The sequence below is a fragment of the uncultured Tessaracoccus sp. genome, from assembly GCF_947286155.1.
Lineage (GTDB): Bacteria > Actinomycetota > Actinomycetes > Propionibacteriales > Propionibacteriaceae > Arachnia.
Genome location: NZ_CAMYPD010000043.1, coordinates 1 through 21576 on the forward strand (window position 1 = coordinate 1; position 21576 = coordinate 21576).

Annotated in this window: 17 protein-coding genes; 10 read left to right on the plus strand and 7 right to left on the minus strand. The window is 65.4% G+C overall.

Features of this window, described 5'->3' with window-relative positions; translation table 11 throughout:
• Nucleotides 1–163 precede the first annotated feature (163 nt).
• Together Q0X68_RS10420 and Q0X68_RS10425 are read left to right on the plus strand one after the other, a co-directional pair.
• The gene (locus tag Q0X68_RS10420; protein WP_297751308.1) at nucleotides 164–2449 is read left to right on the plus strand and encodes a transglycosylase domain-containing protein; all 2286 of its coding nucleotides are present in this window, start codon (nucleotides 164–166) and stop codon (nucleotides 2447–2449) included.
• Nucleotides 2450–2478: 29 nt separating this feature from the next.
• The gene (locus Q0X68_RS10425; protein ID WP_297751311.1) at nucleotides 2479–3789 is read left to right on the plus strand and encodes a hypothetical protein; all 1311 of its coding nucleotides are present in this window, start codon (nucleotides 2479–2481) and stop codon (nucleotides 3787–3789) included.
• A gap of 49 nt (nucleotides 3790–3838) precedes the next feature.
• On the opposite strand, the gene Q0X68_RS10430 is transcribed toward Q0X68_RS10425, so the two are convergent.
• Both Q0X68_RS10430 and Q0X68_RS10435 read right to left on the minus strand, forming a co-directional pair.
• The gene (locus Q0X68_RS10430) at nucleotides 3839–4867 is read right to left on the minus strand and encodes an alanine racemase (RefSeq protein ID WP_297751313.1); all 1029 of its coding nucleotides are present in this window, start codon (nucleotides 4865–4867) and stop codon (nucleotides 3839–3841) included.
• Nucleotide 4868: 1 nt separating this feature from the next.
• On the minus strand, nucleotides 4869–5996 hold the full coding sequence (locus tag Q0X68_RS10435; RefSeq protein WP_366128207.1) for a peptidoglycan bridge formation glycyltransferase FemA/FemB family protein: 1128 nt from the start codon (nucleotides 5994–5996) through the stop codon (nucleotides 4869–4871).
• A gap of 357 nt (nucleotides 5997–6353) precedes the next feature.
• Here Q0X68_RS10435 and Q0X68_RS10440 point away from each other — a divergent pair, with 357 nt between their 5' ends.
• The 5 genes from Q0X68_RS10440 to Q0X68_RS10460 all read left to right on the plus strand — a co-directional run bounded on the left by Q0X68_RS10440 (nucleotide 6354) and on the right by Q0X68_RS10460 (nucleotide 10710).
• Nucleotides 6354–6611, plus strand: coding sequence for a FeoA family protein (locus Q0X68_RS10440; RefSeq protein WP_297751316.1), 258 nt, complete (start codon nucleotides 6354–6356; stop codon nucleotides 6609–6611).
• A complete protein-coding gene (gene feoB, locus Q0X68_RS10445; protein ID WP_297751319.1) occupies nucleotides 6608–8560 on the plus strand; it encodes a ferrous iron transport protein B in 1953 nt (650 codons plus the stop codon). Before Q0X68_RS10440 ends, feoB begins: the two co-directional genes overlap by 4 nt.
• The gene (locus Q0X68_RS10450; protein WP_297751322.1) at nucleotides 8557–8844 is read left to right on the plus strand and encodes a hypothetical protein; all 288 of its coding nucleotides are present in this window, start codon (nucleotides 8557–8559) and stop codon (nucleotides 8842–8844) included. Before feoB ends, Q0X68_RS10450 begins: the two co-directional genes overlap by 4 nt.
• Nucleotides 8845–9048: 204 nt before the next feature.
• Nucleotides 9049–10071 (plus strand): YdcF family protein, encoded by a 1023-nt coding sequence (locus tag Q0X68_RS10455; protein ID WP_297751324.1) that lies wholly within the window; start codon nucleotides 9049–9051, stop codon nucleotides 10069–10071.
• Nucleotides 10072–10212: 141 nt separating this feature from the next.
• Complete coding sequence (locus tag Q0X68_RS10460) at nucleotides 10213–10710, plus strand: GtrA family protein (protein WP_297751327.1); 498 nt, start codon at nucleotides 10213–10215, stop codon at nucleotides 10708–10710.
• 155 nt (nucleotides 10711–10865) lie between these two features.
• Here Q0X68_RS10460 and Q0X68_RS10465 read toward each other — a convergent pair whose 3' ends face one another.
• Genes Q0X68_RS10465 through Q0X68_RS10480 form a run of 4 tightly spaced genes read right to left on the minus strand, consistent with a single transcriptional unit; the run spans nucleotide 10866 to nucleotide 17007 of the window.
• Nucleotides 10866–13871 carry a glycoside hydrolase family 38 C-terminal domain-containing protein gene (locus Q0X68_RS10465; RefSeq protein WP_297751330.1) on the minus strand — a complete coding sequence of 1002 codons (3006 nt, stop codon included), beginning with the start codon at nucleotides 13869–13871 and terminating at the stop codon, nucleotides 10866–10868.
• Between the two features lie 3 nt (nucleotides 13872–13874).
• On the minus strand, nucleotides 13875–14717 hold the full coding sequence (locus Q0X68_RS10470) for a carbohydrate ABC transporter permease (RefSeq protein ID WP_297751332.1): 843 nt from the start codon (nucleotides 14715–14717) through the stop codon (nucleotides 13875–13877).
• A 2-nt stretch (nucleotides 14718–14719) separates the two neighbouring features.
• Nucleotides 14720–15643 carry a carbohydrate ABC transporter permease gene (locus Q0X68_RS10475; RefSeq protein WP_297751335.1) on the minus strand — a complete coding sequence of 308 codons (924 nt, stop codon included), beginning with the start codon at nucleotides 15641–15643 and terminating at the stop codon, nucleotides 14720–14722.
• Between the two features lie 5 nt (nucleotides 15644–15648).
• Nucleotides 15649–17007: an extracellular solute-binding protein gene (locus Q0X68_RS10480; protein ID WP_297751338.1), complete on the minus strand. Its 1359-nt coding sequence runs from the start codon at nucleotides 17005–17007 to the stop codon at nucleotides 15649–15651.
• Nucleotides 17008–17101: 94 nt separating this feature from the next.
• Here Q0X68_RS10480 and Q0X68_RS10485 point away from each other — a divergent pair, with 94 nt between their 5' ends.
• From Q0X68_RS10485 to Q0X68_RS10495, 3 genes are all read left to right on the plus strand, one after another.
• Entirely contained in the window at nucleotides 17102–18322 is a 1221-nt protein-coding gene (locus tag Q0X68_RS10485) for an ROK family transcriptional regulator (protein WP_297751341.1), read from the plus strand.
• Nucleotides 18323–18496: 174 nt separating this feature from the next.
• A complete protein-coding gene (gene putP / locus Q0X68_RS10490; protein WP_297751344.1) occupies nucleotides 18497–19993 on the plus strand; it encodes a sodium/proline symporter PutP in 1497 nt (498 codons plus the stop codon).
• A gap of 111 nt (nucleotides 19994–20104) precedes the next feature.
• Entirely contained in the window at nucleotides 20105–20719 is a 615-nt protein-coding gene (locus tag Q0X68_RS10495) for a GNAT family N-acetyltransferase (protein ID WP_297751347.1), read from the plus strand.
• Between the two features lie 10 nt (nucleotides 20720–20729).
• Here the strand turns inward: Q0X68_RS10495 and Q0X68_RS10500 are convergent, their stop codons facing one another.
• Nucleotides 20730–21392 carry a hypothetical protein gene (locus Q0X68_RS10500; RefSeq protein ID WP_297751349.1) on the minus strand — a complete coding sequence of 221 codons (663 nt, stop codon included), beginning with the start codon at nucleotides 21390–21392 and terminating at the stop codon, nucleotides 20730–20732.
• Nucleotides 21393–21576 lie beyond the last annotated feature (184 nt).

The window sequence follows — 21576 nt, forward strand, 5'->3', positions numbered from 1 at the left end:
TCATCAAACCCACCAGCCATGCAAAGAACACTACGCGCCCAGAGGGTCAACTCACGGGTGTTCGCGCTGTTTGCGTAGCGTTGCCCTAAGCCACGACGTCGGAAGCCTTGGGTTCGCGGCGTAGAATTGGCCCGTTTATGGTTGGTCAGCACCGGGAGGACGAGTGAATCGCTCGAAGCAGCGAAAACCCAACGGGAAGCCGCAGTGCGCCCGCAAGCGGCGAAGCCTGTGGAGGCGCCTCGCACTGGGGCTCACCATTACGGTGCTCGTCGTCGCTCTCGCTGGGCTCGGCGCGCTGGCCGCGCTGTACGTCACCACCGAGGTGCCCAACCCCAACGATGACTTCCAGACCAACACCACGTTCATCTACTACGCCGACGGCAAGACCCAGCTGGGATCGCTCTCGGTGCAAAACCGCGAAACCCTCGGCTACGACGAGATCCCAAAGGTGATGAAGGACGCGGTGATCGCCGCTGAGGACCGCTCATTTTGGGACAACCCCGGCTTCTCGGCGCTCGGCATCGCGCGCGCGGCGTGGAGTATCGCGTCGGGTGGCGAAATGCAGGGCGGCTCCACCATCACTCAGCAGTACATCAAGATCCTCTACCTCGACTCCGAACGCACGCTGAAGCGCAAGGTGCGCGAGCTGATGCTTGCTGTGAAGCTGGGCAAGGAAGTGCCGAAGGAGGAGGTACTCGCGGGCTACCTCAACACCATCTACTTCGGCCGCGGCGCCTACGGCGTGCAGGCGGCGTCGAAGTCGTACTTCCTGAAACCTGTGAGCGACGTGAGTGTCGCGGAGGCGGCTACGCTCGCGGCGTTGCTCAACAACCCAGCGGGGCTGAACCCGTCGGGCGGCGAAGCCAAGCGCGCCAAGCTGCTGGGGCGCTACCAGTACGTGCTGGCGGGCATGCTGGAGCAGGGTTCGATCACGAAGCAGCAGTACGACGAGGCCTACGCGCAGCTGCCGACGTTCCCCGACGTGCCGGTGAATAACCGCTACGGCGGACCGAAGGGCTACCTCATCAAGATGGTGGAGCGCGAGCTGGAAGCTGCCGGCATCCCCGAGGAGCAGATCCACGGCGGCGGCCTGCGCATCACCACCACCATCGACAAGCGCCTGCAGGACAAGGCCGTCGAGGTGGCGCAGGAGTACACGAAGAAGGCGGCTGAAGGGAGCCGCGACGGAGCGAAAGCCGACGACCTCCACATCGCGCTGGCTTCGGTCGATACCGCCACGGGCGGGCTGAAGGCCATGTACGGCGGGCCCGACTACGTGCAGGCGCCGCGCAACTGGGCCACGACGGCGCGCCCGGCCGCATCCACGTTCAAGACGTTCGCGGTGATCGCTGGCCTGAGGCAGGGGTTCACGCTCAAGTCCATCTTCGACGGCAACACCTTCACGCCGCGCGGGGACTCGTCGCCGGTACACAACCAAGGTGAAGAAGAGTACGGCAACGTGACGCTCAGGCGAGCGCTGGCGAAGTCGATCAACACCGCATTCGTCGACCTCACGCAGCAGATGGAAGGCGGCGCCGACGCGATCGCCAAGGCCGCCAACGACGCTGGCGCCCCCGAAGGCAAGGGCTGGGAGCGCAACAACCGCCTGGCGCTCGGCGTCGCCGAGGTGAGCCCCGTCAACATAGCGAACGCGTACGCGACGCTCGCCAACGAGGGGAAACGCAACGCCGCGCACATCGTCGAGAAGGTCACCGACAGCCGCGGAGAGGTGCTGTACGAAGCCGACACCGCCGGGAAGCAGACGGTGGAGCCGGAGGTGGCGGCCAACGTTGTCGACGCGCTCACCTCCGTGGTGGACGAGGGCACCGGCGCGAAGGCATCCGAATTGGGGCGCCCCGTCGCAGGTAAAACCGGCACGAACGGCATCGACAAGAAGATCACCTCGGCGTGGTTCGTCGGGATGACGAAGCAGGTATCGACCGCGGTGATGTTCGTTGCGGGGGATGGCGGCACGGGTGACCTCGTGCCGTATCGGGCGCCGGAGCACCGCACGTTCTATGGCTCTGGCTACCCGCTACGCACCTGGTTGGCCTACATGGAGGCCGCGACGGAGGGTCAGCCCGTCGAAGACTTCGCCACCGCGCCGGAGTTGAAGCGGAAGCGCAAGACACCCGTCGAGGAAAAGCCCGAACCGCGAGAACCGGAGTCGACGGAGGAGTCGACGCCCGAGCCCAAGCCATCGAAGCGAACGGAGCAGCCCAGCGAGACGCCAACGTCGGAGCCTCCCTCAGCCGAGCCTTCGGAGGAGCCGACGGAGCCTGAGCCGAGTCAGCAACCTACCTATCGCCCGACGAAGCCTGCTCCGCAGCCCGAGCCGACGGAAACGCGGTCGACAAAGCCGCAACCATCGAAACCTAAACCGACGAAGCCGCAGCCGACCAAGCCGCAGCCCACGCAATCTGGGGCAGGCGAGAACGCCGGGGCGTAACGCCGCGCGAATCCATTAGGGTGACGCAGGTGAACAATGCACTCATTCCCGCGCTCGGCGGTCCTTTGGGTGCGCATGGGCGCAGGTCTGGGCCGTTCTTTCAGCCACTGCCCTGGGCGATCCTCGCCGCCACCGGCCTGTTCACGCTCCTGTACCTTCGGCATCTTCCGTGCATCACCACGGATCCAGCGAATCCGGTGAACGCCTACATCCGGCTGTGTTATTCGGACGTGTTGGTGAACTACTCGTACAACGAGTGGGCGTCCGGCGTGCACCTACTGGGTGGGTCGAGCCTCGACTACCCGCCACTGCTGGCGATGCTCATCACGCTGAGTAGCTGGTTTGGGCGATTGCTCGGCTGGCGGTTCACGTCGCAACCCGCCGGCAACGGGTACGAAGGGCTGCCCGAGTTCTTTGGCGCGACGGCGATCATGCTCTTCGCGGCCTTCCTGCTGCTCGTGGTGGTGAGCGCGCACACCGCGCGTCGTGAGGGCCGCTCCTGGGACGTCATGGTGATTGCCGCGTCCCCCGTCGTGCTCGCCGCGGGCCTCATCAGTTGGGAGTTGTTCGGGCTGGCGCTCACCGCGCTCGCGGTACTCGCATTCAGCGCCGAGCGCACGTTTGAAGCCGCTCTGGTGGGTGGCTTGGCCGCGTCGACGTCGACGATGGCGCTGGCATTCGTCGTGGCAATGTGCGCATGGTGTGTGCTGCGGGCGCAGTGGCGGCGGTGCGCATTGTTCGCTGGGGCGTTCAGCACCACTGTGGTGCTGGTGCACGTGCCGCAGGCTGCGACGAGTCTCTCGTCGGTGTTTCGGTTCTACCACGCTGTGGTCAACGGGCAGATCAGCTATGGATCGGTGTGGTACTTGGCTCACGACATGGGGGTGCCGCTTCGGGAATTCGGATCGCTGACGTTCGTGGTGTCGCTGCTCGTGATCGGCGTGTGGCTGGCGTGGCTGTACACGTCGCGGCGCACGCCGAGCGTGGGGGAATTGGCAGCGACGATGGTGCTCATCTGGGTGCTGCTCGCGCCGACGTATCCGCCGCAGATGGCCTTGTGGGTGCTGTTTGCGCTGTTCTTGGTGCGCCCGGCCGGCGGTGTGCTGTGGGCGTATTCGCTCGTGCAGCTCCTGCACACTGCAGCCGTGTGGGGGAGACTTGCCGGGCACCTCGAGCCCGGCAAGAGCGGGCCATGGATGCTGTACCACCTTGTCGTGGTGCTGCGCGTCGGCTTCGAACTCGCCCTGCTGCTGGAGACCATGCACAGCGTGCGGCGGCGGGGGTCAACTGCGCATCGCACGACTGAGCGCACTCCAGAAGCCAAAAATAGTCCAAATTAGGCCAAAATCACCCTCTGGCGTGCGCTCAGTCGCGCAACGCCGTTGGTCCCTACTCGAAGATGACTTCGTCGAAGTTAGTGGTGGTCATCCGGACGGTGACGGGAACCTCATCGCCCACGGTGACCGGGCGGCCCGGGCCGTCGACGAACACCAACGACGCGTGCATGTGTGGCGGCTCGGCGAACGGGCGCTTGCGTCCGTCGATGGTGAACGGGCTTGTCACCTGACCGCGGAACTCGTCGAAGGCCTCCGCGAACGGGATGAGGCGCTGCTTGAACGAACGCGCGGTGGCGGGGGCGGCGAGCGCGACGCCGTGCGCCGTGCCGCCGGAGATCACGACGAGGCAGTCTTGCGACGGGGTCTTCTCGCCGTGGTAACCAACGGGCGTCCCCTTCGGCAGCTGGTGCACGTCGAGGACCGTGCCGGTGGCGCGGTAGGCCTTCGGGTTGCCCAGCCACAAGCGGGTACCGACGCGCATCCGCACTGGCACGTCGAGTTCCGCGGCGAGGGTGCGGTAGTCGTCGAAGGAGAGGTGCGAGAACCAGATTCCCTTGTCGGCCTGCGGATGCCGGGCGACGGCCACCGCGAGCGCACGGGCCTCGTCGAGGGAACCGGAGGCGGGCAGGTGCACCGTCCAACCACGCACATCGAGTGCGGAGAGATCGGCGCGGGGGAGCTCGTCGGGGGCGATGCCGTGGCGGTGCATCGACGTCTCCACCTCCACGAGCACGGCCGTGCCCGGGTGCTCGCGCGTGAGCGCCTGCACGTCCTCGACGCGCGAAACGGTGGTGACGACGTGCGGGTCGGCGAGGTACTGCGTCGCGAGCGCGTCGAACGGCCGCCACGGGTTCAGCACGACGATGTCGCCCGCCCAGCCGGCCTCGCGCAGCTCGGCCACCTCGTGGGCGGTGCCGACCGCGACGGTATCCAGACCGAGACGCTCGACCTCCCCCGCCAGCAAAGCGTTGCCGAAGCCGTACCCGCAGCCCTTCGCGACGGGCACGATACCCGGGCACTGCGCGACGACGTCACGCTGGTGGGCGCGCCAGAGTTCGGTGTCGATGTGGAGTTTCAGCATGTCAGCGTCGCTTCATGTAGATGTCGAAAGCCTTGTACAGCACCTTATTGATGGGGAAATCCCACTCGCCGAGATAGGCGACGGCCTCGCCGCCGGTGCCCACCTTGAACTGGATCAGGCCGAGCTCCGGATCGTCGGCGCCCACTCCCTCGACGATGCCGCGCAGGTCGTAGACGGCGCAGCCGGCGGCGTTCGCGTCGCGGATCATCTGCCACTGCACGGCATTCGATCCGCGCACCTCGCGCTTGTGCGTCGAGGATGCGCCGTAGGAGTACCAGGCGTGCTCGCCGACGGTGACGAAGGTCGTCGCGGCGACGAGATCGCCCTCGTGCTCGGAGAGGTAGAGCTTCATGCGCCCGTCCTCTTCCCCGTTGAGGGCATCCCACATGTGCTCGAAGTACACCAGCGGACGTCCGGTGAACCCGTCGCGCTCGGCGGTTTCGAGGTAGAGCTCGTGGAAGCGCGCGAGGTCGTCGCGGGTGCCGAGCCGCACCTCGACGCCCATCTTGGCCGCCTTCTTAATGTTGCGACGCCAGAGCTGATTCATGCCCTTGAGGAGCTCGTCTTCGGTTTTCTGCGTGCCGTCGGCGTGGCGAAGCGGCAGCTGGAAGTTGAACTGCGGCTGACCGGCCGCGAACCCTTCGCCGGACTCGTCGGTGATCCACCGCCGCTGCTGCAGCGCACGCAGCGCCCGGGTGCCTTCCAGGGTCGTCTCATCGGGGGTGGCCTGCGAGAGTTTGGTGATCTCGTCGTCGGCGATGGCGCTCTTGATAGTGGGGGCGCTCCAGCGACGATGCACCACCGCCGGGCCGATGCGCACCGCGAACGCGCGGTTGTGCTTGGCGTAGGCGACCAGCGCGTCGAGGTGTTCTGCGAAGTCGGTGCGTCCCCAATCGAGCACGGGCCCCTCGGGGAGGTACGCCAGGTAGCGACGCAGCTTCGGCAGCTTGCGATACAAGATGAGCGCGGTGCCGGTGAGCTCGTCGCCATCGAAGAAGCCGACGGTCTCACCTCGCCAGTCGGACTTCACCTTGGCCCAGGCCGGAGTTTGCAGGAACGACGCGGACCCCCGCTGCGCGACGAACTCGAGCACGCGGGCTGCGGACACGGGACGAACTTGGATGCTCACGTCAGCCAATGTACCCACTCGGCTCTCCAACGGCGACGGGCCACGTCGGAGGGGAGCGGGTTGGAGGTATTCTGCAGGTTCCTGCCGGTTCTCGGCCCAAAGTGCACCCTCCGCGTGGTTGGTTAGAGATGGCGAGATTCTCACCTCTCTCCTTCTCTCAATCTCGCCTGTTGAAGCAGGAGCGGTCCATTGCGTGGCCGCTCCTGCGCCTTATCTCCGAAACAACCCCGACGGGATCCCTCGCCCCCTCTTCCGAAAGTGGCTCTGACAAGCCAGAAGAATATTACTGCAACGCAGATCGATCATTAATCGAACCCAGGTTAGGCTAACCTTATTACACCGTGTAGTATCCCCGATATGAGCACGAAACAGTCACGGGAACGCGCTGAGCTGGGTGAACTGCAAGCCGGCACTGGCGCCGTCGTCACCAACGTTGTACGCACACCAGGCAACCACTTCGTCGTTCGCCGTCTCGCTGAACTCGGTATCCGTCCCGGCGCGCAGATCACGGCCGGGCAGCGCACTCCTGGAGGCGGACGTGTTGTCGGTGTCGCCGGCGCCCATCTGGCCCTCGACCGCGCCACCCTGCGCATGCTTGAGGTGCGTCCGGCATGACGAGCACTCTCCGCATCGAGCCCGTACAACCCGTCGTCAGCTGCCATTGCAACGACGCCGGGGCCGTCGCACCCAAAGGTTCGCCCATCGTTGCGCTCGTAGGCTCGCCCAACGTCGGAAAGTCGACGTTGTTCAACGCCCTGACCGGCGCCCGGCGCACCATGGGCAACTGGCCCGGCACCTCCGTCGAGGTGGGGCGCGGCGCGTGGAAAGGCCGCCGCACGTACGACCTGCTCGACCTCCCCGGCGCCTATTCGCTCGACGCGATGTCACCCGACGAGGAACTCACCCACGCGCTCCTGCTCCAGGCGCCCGAGGATGAGCGTCCTGACGTCGTCGTGGTGATCGTCGACGCAGCCCACCTCAGCCGTTCCATGTACCTCCTCTCGCAGGTTCGCGAGCACCGTTTCCGGATCGTCGTCGCCATGACGATGGACGACGTCGCTCGCCAGCGGGGTATCGACGTCGACCAGCAAGCGCTGAGCGCAGCCGTCGGCGTGCCCGTCGTCGCCGTGAATCCGCGCACGCGCACGGGTCTCGTCGAGTTGGAAGAGGCCGTGATGGATGCCCTCGACGGATGCTGCGCGACGCCGCGCGCGCTGCCCGCCGACGCGGACGAGTTCGCGCTGGCCGACGACCGCTTCGCCTGGATCGACGCCGCCGTCGCCTCCGCCACGACGCAGCCTACGGAGGCGAAACTCACCAACACGGAGCGCTTCGACAAGATCGCACTGCACCCCGTCGCCGGCCCGTTGCTGTTCTTGGCGACGATGTGGCTGGTGTTTCAGATCACGACGACGGTGGCAGCACCGCTACAGGACGGCCTGGAAGGCCTTGTCACCGGCCCCATCACCGACTGGGCGCGCGCCGGGCTGGAAGCCATCCACCTGCCGAACATCGTGACGAGCCTCCTCGTCGACGGGATCATCGCCGGCGTGGGCGCACTCATGCCGTTCATCCCGTTGATGACGCTCATGTTCGTGTTGTTGGCCGTCCTGGAAGACTCGGGCTACATGGCGCGCGCCGCCGTCGTCGCCGACCGCACCATGCGCTGGATCGGCCTGCCCGGCAAGGCATTCCTGCCGCTCATCGTGGGCTACGGCTGCAACGTGCCGGCCATCTCCGCCACCCGCGTGCTCTCGCAACGTCGCCACCGCATCATGACCGCGCTGCTCGTGCCGTTCACGTCGTGCTCGGCGCGCCTCACGGTGTACATGCTGGTGGCAAGCGCATTCTTCCCCAGGCACGCGGGCAGCGTCGTGTTCGTGATGTACCTGCTCTCCATCGTGCTTATCGTGCTCGCCGGGCTGCTCATGAAGAACACGCTGTGGCGGACCATGGGCAGCGAACCGCTCATCATGGACCTGCCGCCCTACCAATTCCCGACGGCGCGCATCACCGCGTCGGTGACGTGGACCCGTCTCAAGGGCTTCCTGGAAACCGCCACCGGCATCATCGTCGTCACCGTAGCTGCGGTGTTCGTGTTGCAGTCCATTCCGGTAACCGGTGAGGGCTCGTTCGGCGACCTCGAGCCCGAGGACTCCGCCTACGCGGCCGTGGCGAAGACCGTCGCACCGGTCTTTGAACCCGCCGGTTTCGGCACGTGGGAGACCACCGGCGCGCTGGTGACGGGCTTCGTCGCGAAGGAGGCCGTCATCTCGACGTGGGCGCAGACCTACGCCGTCGACGATCCCGAAGAAACCGGCGACGACGCCGCGCTCGCCGCGAAGATCAACCAGGCCTTCGAAGCGTCGTCGGGCGGGCACAAGATCCCCGCCGTGTGGGCGTTCCTGGTGTTCCTCCTCGCCTACACGCCGTGCATGGCGGTGCTCGCTGCACAGCTGCGGGAGATTGGCTGGAAGTGGACACTGTTCGGGGTCGGCACACAGCTCGCCGGGGCCTGGCTCCTGGCCGTCGCGGTGTTCCAGATCGGGAGCCTGATCGCGTGAGCGGCCCCCTGACCCAGGTAGCGCACGCGATCGGCGACGGCGTCGGCACTCGCGCCGGCATCGCACGCGCGACGGGCCTCGCGCCCGATGTTGTCGACGCCGCCCTGGCCCACCTTGAGCGCACAGGGTTCCTCGTCTCGGAGCAGCTCTCGTCCGGTTGCCCCGACGGTGGCTGCGGCGCCTGCCCCAGCGGCAAGGCCGATGGATCGGCCGGCTGTGGCGCGTCGGGAATGAACACCGCACGCGGGCCCGTGATGCTGAAACTCACCCGACGCCCCGGCTAAGATCGCTCATTTCGTGAGATGTGTTGCGGTTTTCCACAATACATCTCACACTATGAGGCCTGTCGTCCCGCGAGAATCCTGTGTCGCGTAGACGAAGATTGCCCCGACGACGCCCGCGCCGCCCAGTGCGTAGGGGCCGGGCCACCGTCGACAGTGGAGCTGGCACTACTGACGTGCGACAACAGCTTGCGGTGTAATTAGGTCATGCTTGTCGTTGCCTTGGTGTGTCTTGTCGCGTTTGCGGTGTGGTTCGCCATCGAGCCACGCGTCGTGTGGCCGGGGTTTCTGCTGACCTTCGGGGTCGCCGCGTTCCTGGCGCAGGTGGCGCTGTGGATGGGCGTTGCCGCTACGTTGCCGGTGGTGGGGTTGCCGTTCGGGTTAGTGCTCGTCGTGCTCGCCTTGGTGTTGCTGGGCTCGCCGGTGATCGTCGGGGTATTCCTCATCGCCAACTTCGTGTTGATGCTGCGCAGAGAAGGACGCACCCGCGCCACGTTGCTGTCCGGCCTTGTCGGAGCCGGGATGCTCGCCTACGTGGCCGCGTTCCTCGTCGCTTACTTGCTGCAGTGGGATTGGCAGGCATTCATTCTTGGCGCGCTCGGGCTACCCCTGCTGGCGTTGGCCGTCGGGTTCGTGAGCTTCCTCTTCTACTCCAACTTCTATGTCTGGTGGTTTGGCCGGTTCGGTAGGCAGGTGAGTGCGGTCGTCGTGCTGGGTGGTGCGCTGCGTGGACGGTCGGTGTCGCCGCTGCTCGGGCGTCGCATCGATAAGGGGCTGGAACTCGCGCGCAAGGAGTGGAGCGGCGGGCGTGACATTCCCATCATCATGTCCGGTGGACAGGGCGCCGATGAGGAGGTCTCCGAGGCTTCGGCCATGGCTGAGTATGCGCAGGGCCGAGGGGTGCCGTCGGAGAGAATCTGGCTGGAAGATCGCTCGACGACGACCGCAGAGAACCTCGCCCTCACCGCCGAACTGCTGCGGGACAAGGGGATTCATGGGCCTGTGGTGGTTGCGACGAATGACTATCACGCGTTTCGTGCCGCGACGATGATGCGTCGCGCCAAGGTGCCGGGCTATGCCCTTGGCTACCGGACCGCGCGCTACTACTGGCCGGCGGCGACGATCCGCGAATACCTGGCCGTGTTGCGAGACCACCGGCTGTTCGTGTCCGTCGTGCTGGGTCTACTGCTGCTTCCGCTGCTGATTGGGCTTGCGAGTTCCTTGGGCTGAGCCTGGCGGAGGCGTTCAGGGACAACCGACGTGGCGGCCGAATTCGGGGCTCCTGTGCCTGCTCGCCGACGACGTCGACTCGCGGCCTATACCGTTCCTCGGCCTCTCGGCCCGTGACGACCGCGTCGCGTGGTGCCCGTCGTGCGTCATACTTTCCCTGTGGCGGACGCGACGAAGACAACAGCGGCGGAGGCATTCAATGCCTTCACCGGCTGGTTGCATGCCCTCATGCCCAGCCAAATCCGGCGCTTCCTGCCGCAGACCTTCATCGGGTTTGCGATCATCAACTCCTCGACGTTCCTCCTCGACCTAGTCCTGTTGTCGTTCAGCACGCGTGGGCTCAGGTGGCCGTACCCCGTCGCGGTGTCGGTGAGTTTCGCGGTGGCGGCGAGCGTCGCGTTCGTGCTCAACAAGCTGCTCAACTTCCGCGCCCACGGCGACACCGGGCGGCAATCCGGGCGCTACCTGTTGGTGCTGGTGACGAACTACGTGCTCTGGATCCTCTGCTTTTCGTGGATGCTGAACGCGCTCGGCGTACCCCCTGAGCTGGCGCGCATCCTCGCCGCCTTCGCAGAGGGCATCTACATCTATCTGCTGTCGCGGTTGTGGGTCTTTCGACGGCGGCTCTCGCCGTCGTAAATCCCCGACGGGGACCGTCGCCGACGGCACCTGCCGCGCCCACACCCCTCAACGTGTGAGATCTGTTACGGAAACCCGCAACAGATCTCACACTATCTCGCTCGTCGGGTGCGACCTGCGTGCGGCGCTCCCAGCAGGGTTGATGCCGAGGCAGCTCACGCCTTCCGCGCGCAGCGAACGGTCAGAATCTGGAACGGTCGCAGCGTGAGTTGGATGGAGCTGCGCGCCCCGGGCTCCACTTCCAGTGGGTCGAGCACAGTCTCGTGGAGGTCGGTGATGCTCGCGGACACGAATTCGGGGTCCACGCTCAGCACCGTCGACGCCCGTCCGCCGAGTGATTCGTAAAGCCGCAGCACAAGGTCGCCTGAGCCATCCTCGGCGAGCTTCACGGTCTCGAGCCGCACCGCACGTCCGGTCACCGTCACGATCGGCTCGACGGGGTGGGCGCCAGCAAGCGTTCGTGGCCGGTGGTGCAGCAGATAGCCCTCGTCACAGGCGTCGGCGATCGTCGCACCCAGGCGCAGGACATGGTGGAATTCGTGCCGGCCCTGGTCGGCCTCCGGATCCGGGTATCGCGGGCCGCGGAGCAAGGATGCGCGGACCCACGTCGTGGTGCTCCCGTCCTCGCCCACGGTGCGGGACACATCATGACCGTAGACCGACGTGGCTAGGGCGAAGCCGTAATCAGTCTCACCAACGTGCAGCCAGCGGTGCGCGGGGATCTCGTAGCGTGCGGCATCCCACGACGTATTGCGGTGCACCGGACGCTTCACGTGACCGAACTGCGTCTCGCACGCCGAATAATCGGCATGAACGTCGAGTCCAAAACCGAGCTTCAGCAACTGCTCCTGATCCGCCCAGTCCACAACAGTGGAGATGGCGACGCCAGCCCGCCCTGGAGTCAGCGTGATCCGCTGGGTGATTGTCGACGGACCCGTGCTCGTCACGACGACGACTGAGTCGTCCTCCAACGTCACTGAATCAGCTTCGAGCAACCGGCCAACGAGTTCGTAGTCGCGGTCGATGTTCCACGCGTCCCACGTCGTGGGGCGGTCGCGGAACAGCTGCAGAACGTTGCCGCCCGCACCCTCGGCGATTGCTTCTCTCCCCGTCGCGAGATCCACGGCACTCACGATGCGTCCCAAACGGTCGACAACGACTCTGGCGTGCGCGTGTTCGAGGATGATGAGGCTGCCCTCGGTTCTCGAGGTGACGGGTTGATCGTCGGTGGTCATCGCAGTGATGCCGCCCTGGGTGGCCTCGATCGGCGCCGCGACGGCGTTCATCTCGGAATGTCCATCCCCAACGATCGCGGTGAGGGACTCGTCGATGATCGTCTCGAGCTCGGCGAACATCTCGGCGTAGGTGCGTGCGACCTCGTCGTGCACCCATTTGATGCAGGTGCCGGGCAGGATGTCGTGGAATTGGAACAGCAACGTCTGTCGCCAGAGGCGCTCGAGCTGCTCGTAGGGGTAGCGACGCCCAGCGCGCACGGCGGCGGTGGCCGCCCAGAGCTCGGCTTCGTGGAGCAGCGCTTCGGCACGACGGTTGCCCCGCTTGCCCTCGGCTTGGGACGTGAAGACGCCGCGATGGAATTCGAGGTACATCTCACCGTTCCACACTGGCGCGTCGGGGTACTCCTCCTGAGCCGAGGCAAAGAAGTTACGTGGGCTGTCCAGCTTGACCTTCGGCGAGCCAGCCAGTTCTGCGCACCGCTGTGCGCGCGCCAGCATCTCGCGGGTGGGGCCGCCACCGCCGTCGCCGTAGCCGAAGAGCAACAGCGACGAGTTGGCAACCGACTTTTCGCTGTATTGGCGTTCAGCCCGGTGCAGGTCAGCTGCTCCTAGATCAGAGCCGTACGTATCTGAGGGTGGGAAATGCGTGAAAATGCGTGAACCGTCGAGTCCCTCCCACCAGAACGTGTGGTGTGGCATCCGGTTGACCTCGTTCCAGGAGAGCTTCTGCGTCAGGAACCACTTCGCACCGGCGAGCTTCGCGATCTGCGGCATCGACGCCGAATAGCCGAACGAGTCCGGAAGCCACGCCTCGGCCGGCTCGGTGCCGAATTCCTTTCGGAAGAGCTTCGTCCCTTCGATGAACTGCCGCGCCATCGCCTCGCCGCCCGGCATGTTGGAATCGGACTCGACCCACATCCCGCCGACGGGGACGAACTTGCCCGACCGCACAGCTTCGCGCAGCCGCGCGAACAGGTCGGGATGGTGTTCCTTCAGCCACGCGTACTGCTGCGCGGATGACGCGGCGAAGTGGAAGTCTGGGTGCTGATCCATGAGGTCGAGCACATTGGACCAGGTGCGGGCCACTTTGCGTGCGGTCTCTCGGATGGGCCAGAGCCAGGCGGAATCGATGTGCGCGTGCCCGACAGCGCTGATGTTGTGGGCTCCGACGTGGGCTGGGCCCCGCAGTACGGGTTCAAGAGCCGCACGGGCCGTCGCGGCGGTGCCGACGACGTCGCCCGGGTCGAGTGACTGGAGGGCTCGCGAGACCGCAGACAAGATCTGCGTACCTCGCGTTGTATCGTCGCCCAGCTCCTGGGCGAGCCCCAGCAGCACTTCGAGGTCGATGATGAGATCAGCCACCACCGTGCTGCGTAGTCCGACAGCGATCTCACGGACGCGGTATTGGCGCTCTCCCTGCAGCGCGTCCGGGGTGCCGAGCCTCGTCGGTTCGAAGCTCCAGCCGTGGATGACGTCGGGGTTGGACGCCGCCTCTAGGTACAGCTCGAAGCGGCCTCCTTCGGTGACGCGCTCTAGCGGCACGTAGCGATTGAACGGCTCAACAGCCTTGATGACGCGGCCCCGGGAGTCGTAGGCGAGAGCTTCGCACTGAAAACCCGTCTGCACGGCGTTGAAACCGATGTCGGCGATGAGTTCTGCACTCTGCGTCGGGCCCTGCTCCCATTGGGACGGGATCTCACCGCTGACGCGCAGCCATGTGGTGCCCCATGGGCGGCCCCAAGGGGCATCCAAATCCATGGGTCGGAAGTCGCCCTGCACTGCCTGCGTGAAAGGAATCGGTTCGTCGGGGATTTCCCACGCATCGACGACGACGGGCGCCTTGGCAATATGGACGGCCGGTCGGATCACCTGATCGAGCCAACGACTGGCCTGGTCACGGACGTGTTGGGTGCTGAAATGTGCCACGGATCAACCTTTCACCGCGCCAGAGCCCGCGAATGAGGCTCCGAATTTCTGGGATACGAGGAGATACAGGAAGATGGCCGGCAAGGCGTAGAGGATCGAGAAGGCCGCCAGCATGCCGTAGTCGATTGCGCCGTACTGGCCGAAGAATTGGTAGATCGTCACAGCAGCGGGGTGTTTGCTCCGGCTACGCAACAGCAGGAAGGGTACGAAGAAGTTGCCCCATGCCTGCATGAACACGTAAATGAACACCACTGCGACGCCCGGTTGCATCAGTGGTACGACAACCCGCCAGAGGCCGTGTAGGCGGGAAGCGCCGTCGGTCCAGGCAGCCTCTTCGAGCACGATGGGAACCGAGTCCATGAAGTTCTTCGTCATCCAGATCGCCATGGGCAGGGCGGTTGCAGACATGAACAGGGCGGTCACCGGTAGGGAGTCGAGCACTCCGGCGCGCACGGCGAGCGAGAACACGGGCACCATCAGCGCGGACATGGGCAGGCATGAGGTCAGCAGCACTGTGTAGAGGAACGGCTGGTTGAATCGCATCTGATACCGGGAGAGCGGATAGCTCGCCAGCAATGCGACGATCACAGTGACGAGCGACGACCCCAGCGACAGCAGAAGGCTGTTGATTAGCGGCTGGATGCCGAGCTCCCACGTGAAGACCTCGGCGAAGTTCTTGAGCGTGATACTCCTCGGCGCGGCTATTTGCGCGGATGGAGCCGAATCAAGCGAGGCGAGCACGAGCCAGGCGAGCGGGACGAGAAACACGGCCCCCACGAAGATCAGGGCCAGATTGGCGGCGAGTCGGGACGTCAGGCCCGTTGCGCCCAATGTGTGTCGACGCATTGTCAGTCCTCCGTCCTGAGTAGCCGGACATACGTGAGGCCGAATACAGCGCCCACGAGCAGCATGACCGTCGCGATCGCGGAGCCATAGCCGATGTCGTAGAAGCTGAATGCCTGCTCGTAGGCATATACCGGAAGAATCATCGAACGGTTGCTCGGCCCGCCCTTGGTCATGACCCACACGAGGGTGAACACCGACAAGGTTTGCAGCGTGATGAGCATCAGGTTGGTGCCGATCGACGTGCGGATCATGGGAAGTGACACCCTGGTAAATCGCTGCCAGGCGCCCGCGCCGTCAATCTGCGCGGCCTCGAGCACATCATCCGGGATGCCGCTAAATGCGGCTTGGTAAATCATCATGGAGAACGCGGTGCCGCGCCAGATGTTGGCGAGAATGACAGCGACGAGGGGCGCGGTGTAGAGCCAGTTACCGGGAGCCAGCCCGATGATGGCCATGCCCTGGTCGAGCATGCCATCTCCGACAAAGAATGCGTACAGGGCGAAGGCGGCGACGATCTCAGGGAGGATCCAAGCCACGACGACGATCGTGCCGGTGAGCCTGGCGATGGTGCGTCCCGAGACCTGCATGAGCAAGGCCAGCGCCATGCCGAGACCATTCTGGCCGATGATGGCCGAGAATAGGACGAACACCAGCGTGAGCCACAAGGCATTGGGGAATGTCGGGTCGGTGAACAGTTTTGCAAAGTTGGCGCCACCGACCCACTGGGGGTTCTGGGCATTGGGTCCCGTGAGTGCCGCGTTGGTGAAGGCGCTATACAGCGACCAGACGATGGGCCCGGCAAGGAATACCCCGAGCATCAAGACGGCGGGCGCCAGTGGCAGGGCGCGCTGGAGCGGGCGCACGTCGATTTGCGCACGACGCCGCTGGGCGACGCGTGGCGTCGGGGCTGTTCCTAGCCGGGCCATACGTGTCAGCCCTCCGTCACGTTATCGGCGCCGACGATACCTTTCAGGGCCTCGTCGTAGGCTTTGGCAGCCTCCTCCGGAGTGGCAGCGTCGGTGACCACCTTCTCAGTGGCGCTCTGCAGCTCAGCCGAGATGCGCGGGTAATCCGCGGTGGCCGGACGGTAGTGAGAAAACTCGACCGCTTTGGTGAAGAATTCGACGTACGGGTCGGATTCCAGATACTTCGGGTCCTTGGCGACGTCCTTACGGACGGCGATCTTGGCGGCCTCCACGACGTGATCGCGGTTGTTCTCGAAGTTGAACACATAGGTGAGGAATTTGAATGCCTCGTCGGGGTGCTTGGTGTTCGCGCCGATGGCGACCGTCCAGCCGCCCGACATCGAGACGTAGCCCGGGCCCTGCCCTTCCTGCGTCGGGAAGCCCGTGACCTCGATGTTGTCCTTGAACTCGGCCCACGGGTAGGGACCCTGCTCAGCCCAGAACGAGGCGCCGTAGGAACCTTCGACGATGCCGCCCAGCTTGTTTTCGGGGAATCTCGTGTCGAAGACGGTCTGCCAGAGGTTGGCGTCGAGCGCCTCCTTGGCGGGGACGGAGTAGCCGCCGTCGTACAGATCCTTCAAGAACTGCAGCGAGTCGACAAAGCCCTTCGAGCCGACGATCCACTTGCTGGAGTCCTCGTCGTAGAGTCCCTTTCCGTCGCCCGTGCCGTAGAGAAGCATGAGGAAGCTCTGCATCGCGGTGCCTTCACCGGCAGGCTTGCCGGCATACATGTGGAAGGGGACCACGTCGGGATCCGAGGACTTGATCTTCTCCGCAGCGTCGAGGATGTCCTGCCAGGACTTGGGCTGCCAGGGCGTGGCGATCCCTGCCTTCTCGAAGACGTTCTTGTTGTACCAGATGCCGCGAGTATCCGTGCCGAGCGGAATAGCGTAGGTCTTGTCGCCGTCGCGGCCTGCTTCCTTTGCTGCGTCGATGAAGTTGCCCCAGTCGTCCCACTGCTCCAGGTAGTTGTCGAGCGGTAAGAGATATCCGGCGGCGACGTCGGAGCGCACTCGGAAGGTGTCTTGATAGAAGACGTCGGGTGCGGTGTCGGGTGACTGTTGAGAGAGTGCGAGCTGGGTGGCGTAGTCGTCCTCCGCGGCCTCAATCGGCTCCAGCTTGATCGTCACGCCGTCGTTTTCCTTTTCGAATTGCTCTTTTGCGGCATTGAACAAGTGATCCATGGTCTGCACACCTTCAGTGCGCTGGTACATGACCTTGATCGTCTTGTCCTCGTTGCCGTCTGCGGACCCGGACCCGCAGGCGCTGAGGGCGAGCGTGAGGCTCAGCGCCAAGCTGCCGAGTGTGATGAGTTTTTTGTGCATTCGCGTGCTCCTTTGCCTGCGAGGAATGTCTACCTTTGCGTTAGTCAATCATATGGATAAAGTCTTATGCAAGCATTCGTGAGAGGATCAATCCGTGAATCGAGCACCGTCGCGCACAGGCAGTAACGCCGTGCTCGTTGGCTCCTGGAATCAGGCCGTGGTGCTCGATGCGATTCGGAGAGCCAAGTCGATCTCACGCGTAGAGATCGCGGCCATGACCGGCCTTGCGTCGCAGACGGTGACCAACATCTGCCGACGGCTGATCGACGACGGGATTATCGTCGAAGCTGGCCGGATTGCGACGCCGACGGGTAAGCCCCGCACCGCGTTGGCCGCGAAGCCGGATGGGCTGTTCGCGGTAGGCGTCCTCGTTGACCCGGACACATCGTCAGCTGTCCTACTCGACATCGCAGGCAACGTGCGTGAACGCCGGGAGTTTGAGCTGCCGTCCGGAGGCGAGCCCGGGCCTTCGATTGAAGCAATGGCCTCTGTCGTCCGCGAGCTGTGCGAACTGCCCGACGTAGATGGTGCGCGCCTGCTGGGAGTCGGCGTCGGCACGCCTGGCCCCATCGATCGCGATGCAGGCGCTGTGGTGCGGCCCCCCAACCTGCCTCGTTGGGTCGAGGTGCCGCTGGCGGATGCCCTGCAAGACGCAGTCGGCTTGCCCGTCGTGCTCGCCAAGGACGTTGCCGCCGCCTCCGTCGCGGAGGCGTGGTACGGCAGTGGGATTCGCCGTGACTCTACCGCCGTTATTTATGTCGGCACGGGCATCGGCGTGGGTGTGCATGTGGATGGAGAGACCGGCGTGGGAGTCTCCGGCAACGCCGGAGAAGTGGGGCATCTCATCGTCGACCCCGATGGGGCTCGCTGCGACTGCGGCTCGCAGGGGTGCGTCGCATCCGTCGTGGCGCCCTCGGCGTTGGTGGCCCGCTTCGGTTGCGGACCTCGGGTGAGCGTAGGTATGGCCGAGTTGGTTCGTCGGGCGGACGACGAACCACAGGTGGATCGAGCCCTGACCGCGGCTTCCGATGGGCTCCTGCATCTTGGACGCAACATGGCGCTACTTCACGATGTGAATCGGCTCGTGTTCGGCGGGCCGATGTGGTGCTTCTTCGAGCCGCGGCTTTCGCGGGGACGTCTCAGGGAGCTCGCCGACGAGCTCAGCGCCCGCGCCATCCACAAGGTCACCTGCCGCGCGAGTCGCCTCGGCGAGGACCTTGGCGCGGTGGGTGCTGCATGTCTCGTCTTTGACCGACTGCTCGGGCCACGCCCTGCCAAACTCATGCTCCACGGCCAAACCCGGCTTCCGTCTTGAACCTCATCGGGTGCGGCCCGCAGTGTGACCACCTGCCGCGCCCACACCCCTCAACGTGTGAGATTTGTTACGGAAACCCGCAACAGATCTCACACTATCTCGCTCGTCGGGTGCGAAATGGGCATGAGGTGGGCGACGCGGTAGCGTGGCGAGGGTTTGTGAAAGGGGAAAACCGTGGGAGCATCCGCGTTCCAACTCATCGCGATGATCGCCTACCTGGTGGCCATGCTGCTGATCGGGTGGTACTCGTACAAGAAGACGAACGACCTCGGTGACTACATGCTCGGGGGACGCGACCTCCATCCCGCCGTCGCGGCGCTCTCGGCAGGTGCCGCCGACATGTCCGGATGGCTGCTCATGGGGCTGCCGGGGGCTATCTACGTCGGCGGACTCGTCGAGGCATGGATTGCGGTGGGGCTCACCGTCGGCGCCTGGTGTAACTGGAAGCTCGTCGCGCCGAGGCTGCGCGCATACACGCAGGTGGCAGGCGACTCCATCACCATCCCCAGCTTCCTCGAGAACCGCTTGCGCGACAGGTCGCGCTTGTTGCGGATCGCGTCGGGCCTCATCATCTTGGTGTTCTTCACGTTCTACGTGAGCTCGGGCATGGTGGCCGGCGGCGTGTTCATGCAGTCCAGCTTTGGCCTCGACTACCGCGTCGGCATGCTCATCGCCGCCGCGGTCACGATCACCTACACGCTCGTCGGCGGCTTCCTGGCCGTGAGCTACACCGACTTCGTGCAGGGCCTCATGATGGCGCTGGGGCTGATCCTCGTGCCGGTGGTAGGCATGATCGTCCTCGGCGGCCCGGGCGCGGTGGGCAGCCTGGTGTCGCAGGCCGACGCGGCGGAGGGCCTCAACCGGCTCGCCGTGTTGCCCAGCCCCATGACATCAGTGGCGGCGATCGGCATCATTTCCGCGCTGGCTTGGGGGCTTGGCTACTTCGGGCAGCCACACATCATTGTGCGGTTCATGGCGCTGCGCTCCACCGACGAGGCCCGCGCCGGCCGTCGGATCGGCATCGGCTGGATGCTCTTCGCCGTGGCAGGTGCGGTGGCGACGGCGCTCGTCGGCGTGGCCTGGCATCAGCGCGAGGGCAGCACGCTCGCCGACCCCGAAACCGTGTTCATCGACATGGGGCAGATCCTGTTCCATCCGCTCATCGCGGGCTTCCTGCTGGCGGCGGTGCTGGCCGCGATCATGTCGACGATCTCGAGCCAGCTGCTCGTCACCGCGTCGGCACTCATCGAAGACATCATCAAAGGGCTCCACAAGCATCCCCGTTCCGACGATCACTACGTGTTGCTCAGCCGCCTGGCGGTGCTCGTCGTCGCCATCGTCGCCGCCGCGATGGCGTGGACCCAAAACGACACCATCCTCGCCCTGGTCGCCTTCGCGTGGGCGGGATTCGGCGCTTCGTTTGGCCCGACGGTGATCCTCGCCCTGTTCTGGCGCAAGCTCTCGGCGATGGGTGCGCTCGCGGGCATGGTGACCGGTGCGGTGATCGTCGGCATCTGGGGCAACATCTCCGGCGGCATCTTCGACCTGTACGAAATCCTCCCCGGCTTCCTCGGTGGCCTGCTGGTGGCGTGGGCTGTGAGCCTCGTCACCTACCGGGAGAATGCGGACGTGCAGCGCGAGTTCACGGAGACCGTCCGAGTTGTTGGCTAACGTCGAGAAGTCGACTGAGCGCACGCCAGATGGCGAAAATGGCCCCTGGGAGGCCAAAATCATGATCTGGTGTGCGCTCAGTCGCGTTGTGCGAAGTAGAGGTGGTCTCACATGGCTGAGTTTTCTGTCGTTCCGGTGACGAACGAGAATCGCGGCGACGCCGCACGCGCACTCGCGGACGCGTTCATGACCGACGACCACATCGTCGCCATGCTGCCCGCGGGCTCCACGCGTGAGCGTCTGCGTTCGCTCATGATGGCGCAGGTGAGCGAAATGCTGGCGGCCGGGCCGGGGGCGGTGGTCGCCGTCGATGGGGAGACGACGCTCGGCGCGGCGCTGTGGCAGTCGCCGGGCGCATCGACGCCGTGGGCCGCCGTGCTGCGCAACCTCCCGCTCTACGTGCGGCGGCTGCACCGCCGCTTCCCCGACGCCCTGCGCATCACGCTCTCGGAGCGCCGTCACCAGCCGCGCGTGCCGCACTGGTACCTGGCCTACCTGGGCACGCCGCCCGCAGCGCGCGGCCGTGGAGTGGGCACCGCGCTCGTGCAATACGGCGTCGACCAGGCCCGACGCGACGGCGTAGGCGCCTACTTGGAGGCGTCCAGCCGCGCGAACGTCGACTACTACAAGAAGTTCGGGTTCGTGGAGATGGGTGAGGTCCCTGCTCCAGGCACGTCGCCCACCTACGCCATGTGGCTGCCGCGCGAGCAGCACCCGGCAGGCTGAGGCGGCTCGCCTACGCCTCACTCGATTGGCGCCGCTGCCTGACGATCACCACGGCAGCCGCACCAAGCACGACGATCACACCCACGGCTACGACGGTGCCGGTGGGGAAACCAGACTCCGGCACCGGCTCTGGCATGACCACCTCCGGGTCGGCAAGGTCTGCTTCGGCCACCCCCGACGGGAGGCGCAGCTCGCCGTCGATCTCGACGCGCAGCGGTTTCGGCGTGCAGCCCTCCGTGTCCTTGCTGTTGCGGCACCAGCCTTCGATGGTGCCTGGTTTGGGCTTCCACTCCTTCGCGCCCTTGGAGGAGAACTCCCAACCCTTGTCGGCCGACGCGTGCCAGTAGTTCCAGAACGAGCCGTCGAATGTCTTAGGGCACGGGTCGGGGCGCCCGCCGAGCGCACAGATCATGCCGCCCTTGTCGTGCTCAACCGTGACGTTGGCTGCCCGCAGTGCGGCCTCACCGTTGTCGGGCGTGCCCACGCACTGGTTCGCGACGACGGTGCCGTCCACGTCGGTGACGTACAGCCACACTTGCCCCGCATCCAGACAGGCGCCGACGGCGTTGCTGCCCTCCTTCGACGGTTGCTCGACGGGCGGCGCGTCGTCGGCGACGGCCAGCGGCGAGGCGCAGAACAGCAGCACGGCGAGGAGACAGAGCACACGGCGCATAGAAGATCCTTCCGATACGGCACTGGGGCCGGTACCTTGACAGTACCGGCCCCAGGTTCGCTTGCCGCAATCAGCGGCGCACGTAGTTGAACGCTGCGCCGTAGGTGATGGTGTTTCCTACTTGCACACCGACGCGCCAGGTGGTGCGGCCGGCGTTGTTCATGCCGTAGGTGAGGGGGATGAC

Excerpts from the sequence above, each read along its gene's own strand:
- Q0X68_RS10480 (WP_297751338.1), bottom strand. The coding sequence starts at position 17,007 with ATGCACAAAAAACTCATCACACTCGGCAGCTTGGCGCTGAGCCTCACG.
- Q0X68_RS10440 (WP_297751316.1), top strand. The coding sequence starts at position 6,354 with ATGAGCACGAAACAGTCACGGGAACGCGCTGAGCTGGGTGAACTGCAA.
- Q0X68_RS10475 (WP_297751335.1), bottom strand. The coding sequence starts at position 15,643 with ATGGCCCGGCTAGGAACAGCCCCGACGCCACGCGTCGCCCAGCGGCGT.
- Q0X68_RS10495 (WP_297751347.1), top strand. The coding sequence starts at position 20,105 with ATGGCTGAGTTTTCTGTCGTTCCGGTGACGAACGAGAATCGCGGCGAC.
- feoB (WP_297751319.1), top strand. The coding sequence starts at position 6,608 with ATGACGAGCACTCTCCGCATCGAGCCCGTACAACCCGTCGTCAGCTGC.
- Q0X68_RS10470 (WP_297751332.1), bottom strand. The coding sequence starts at position 14,717 with ATGCGTCGACACACATTGGGCGCAACGGGCCTGACGTCCCGACTCGCC.
- Q0X68_RS10455 (WP_297751324.1), top strand. The coding sequence starts at position 9,049 with ATGCTTGTCGTTGCCTTGGTGTGTCTTGTCGCGTTTGCGGTGTGGTTC.
- Q0X68_RS10500 (WP_297751349.1), bottom strand. The coding sequence starts at position 21,392 with ATGCGCCGTGTGCTCTGTCTCCTCGCCGTGCTGCTGTTCTGCGCCTCG.
- Q0X68_RS10430 (WP_297751313.1), bottom strand. The coding sequence starts at position 4,867 with ATGCTGAAACTCCACATCGACACCGAACTCTGGCGCGCCCACCAGCGT.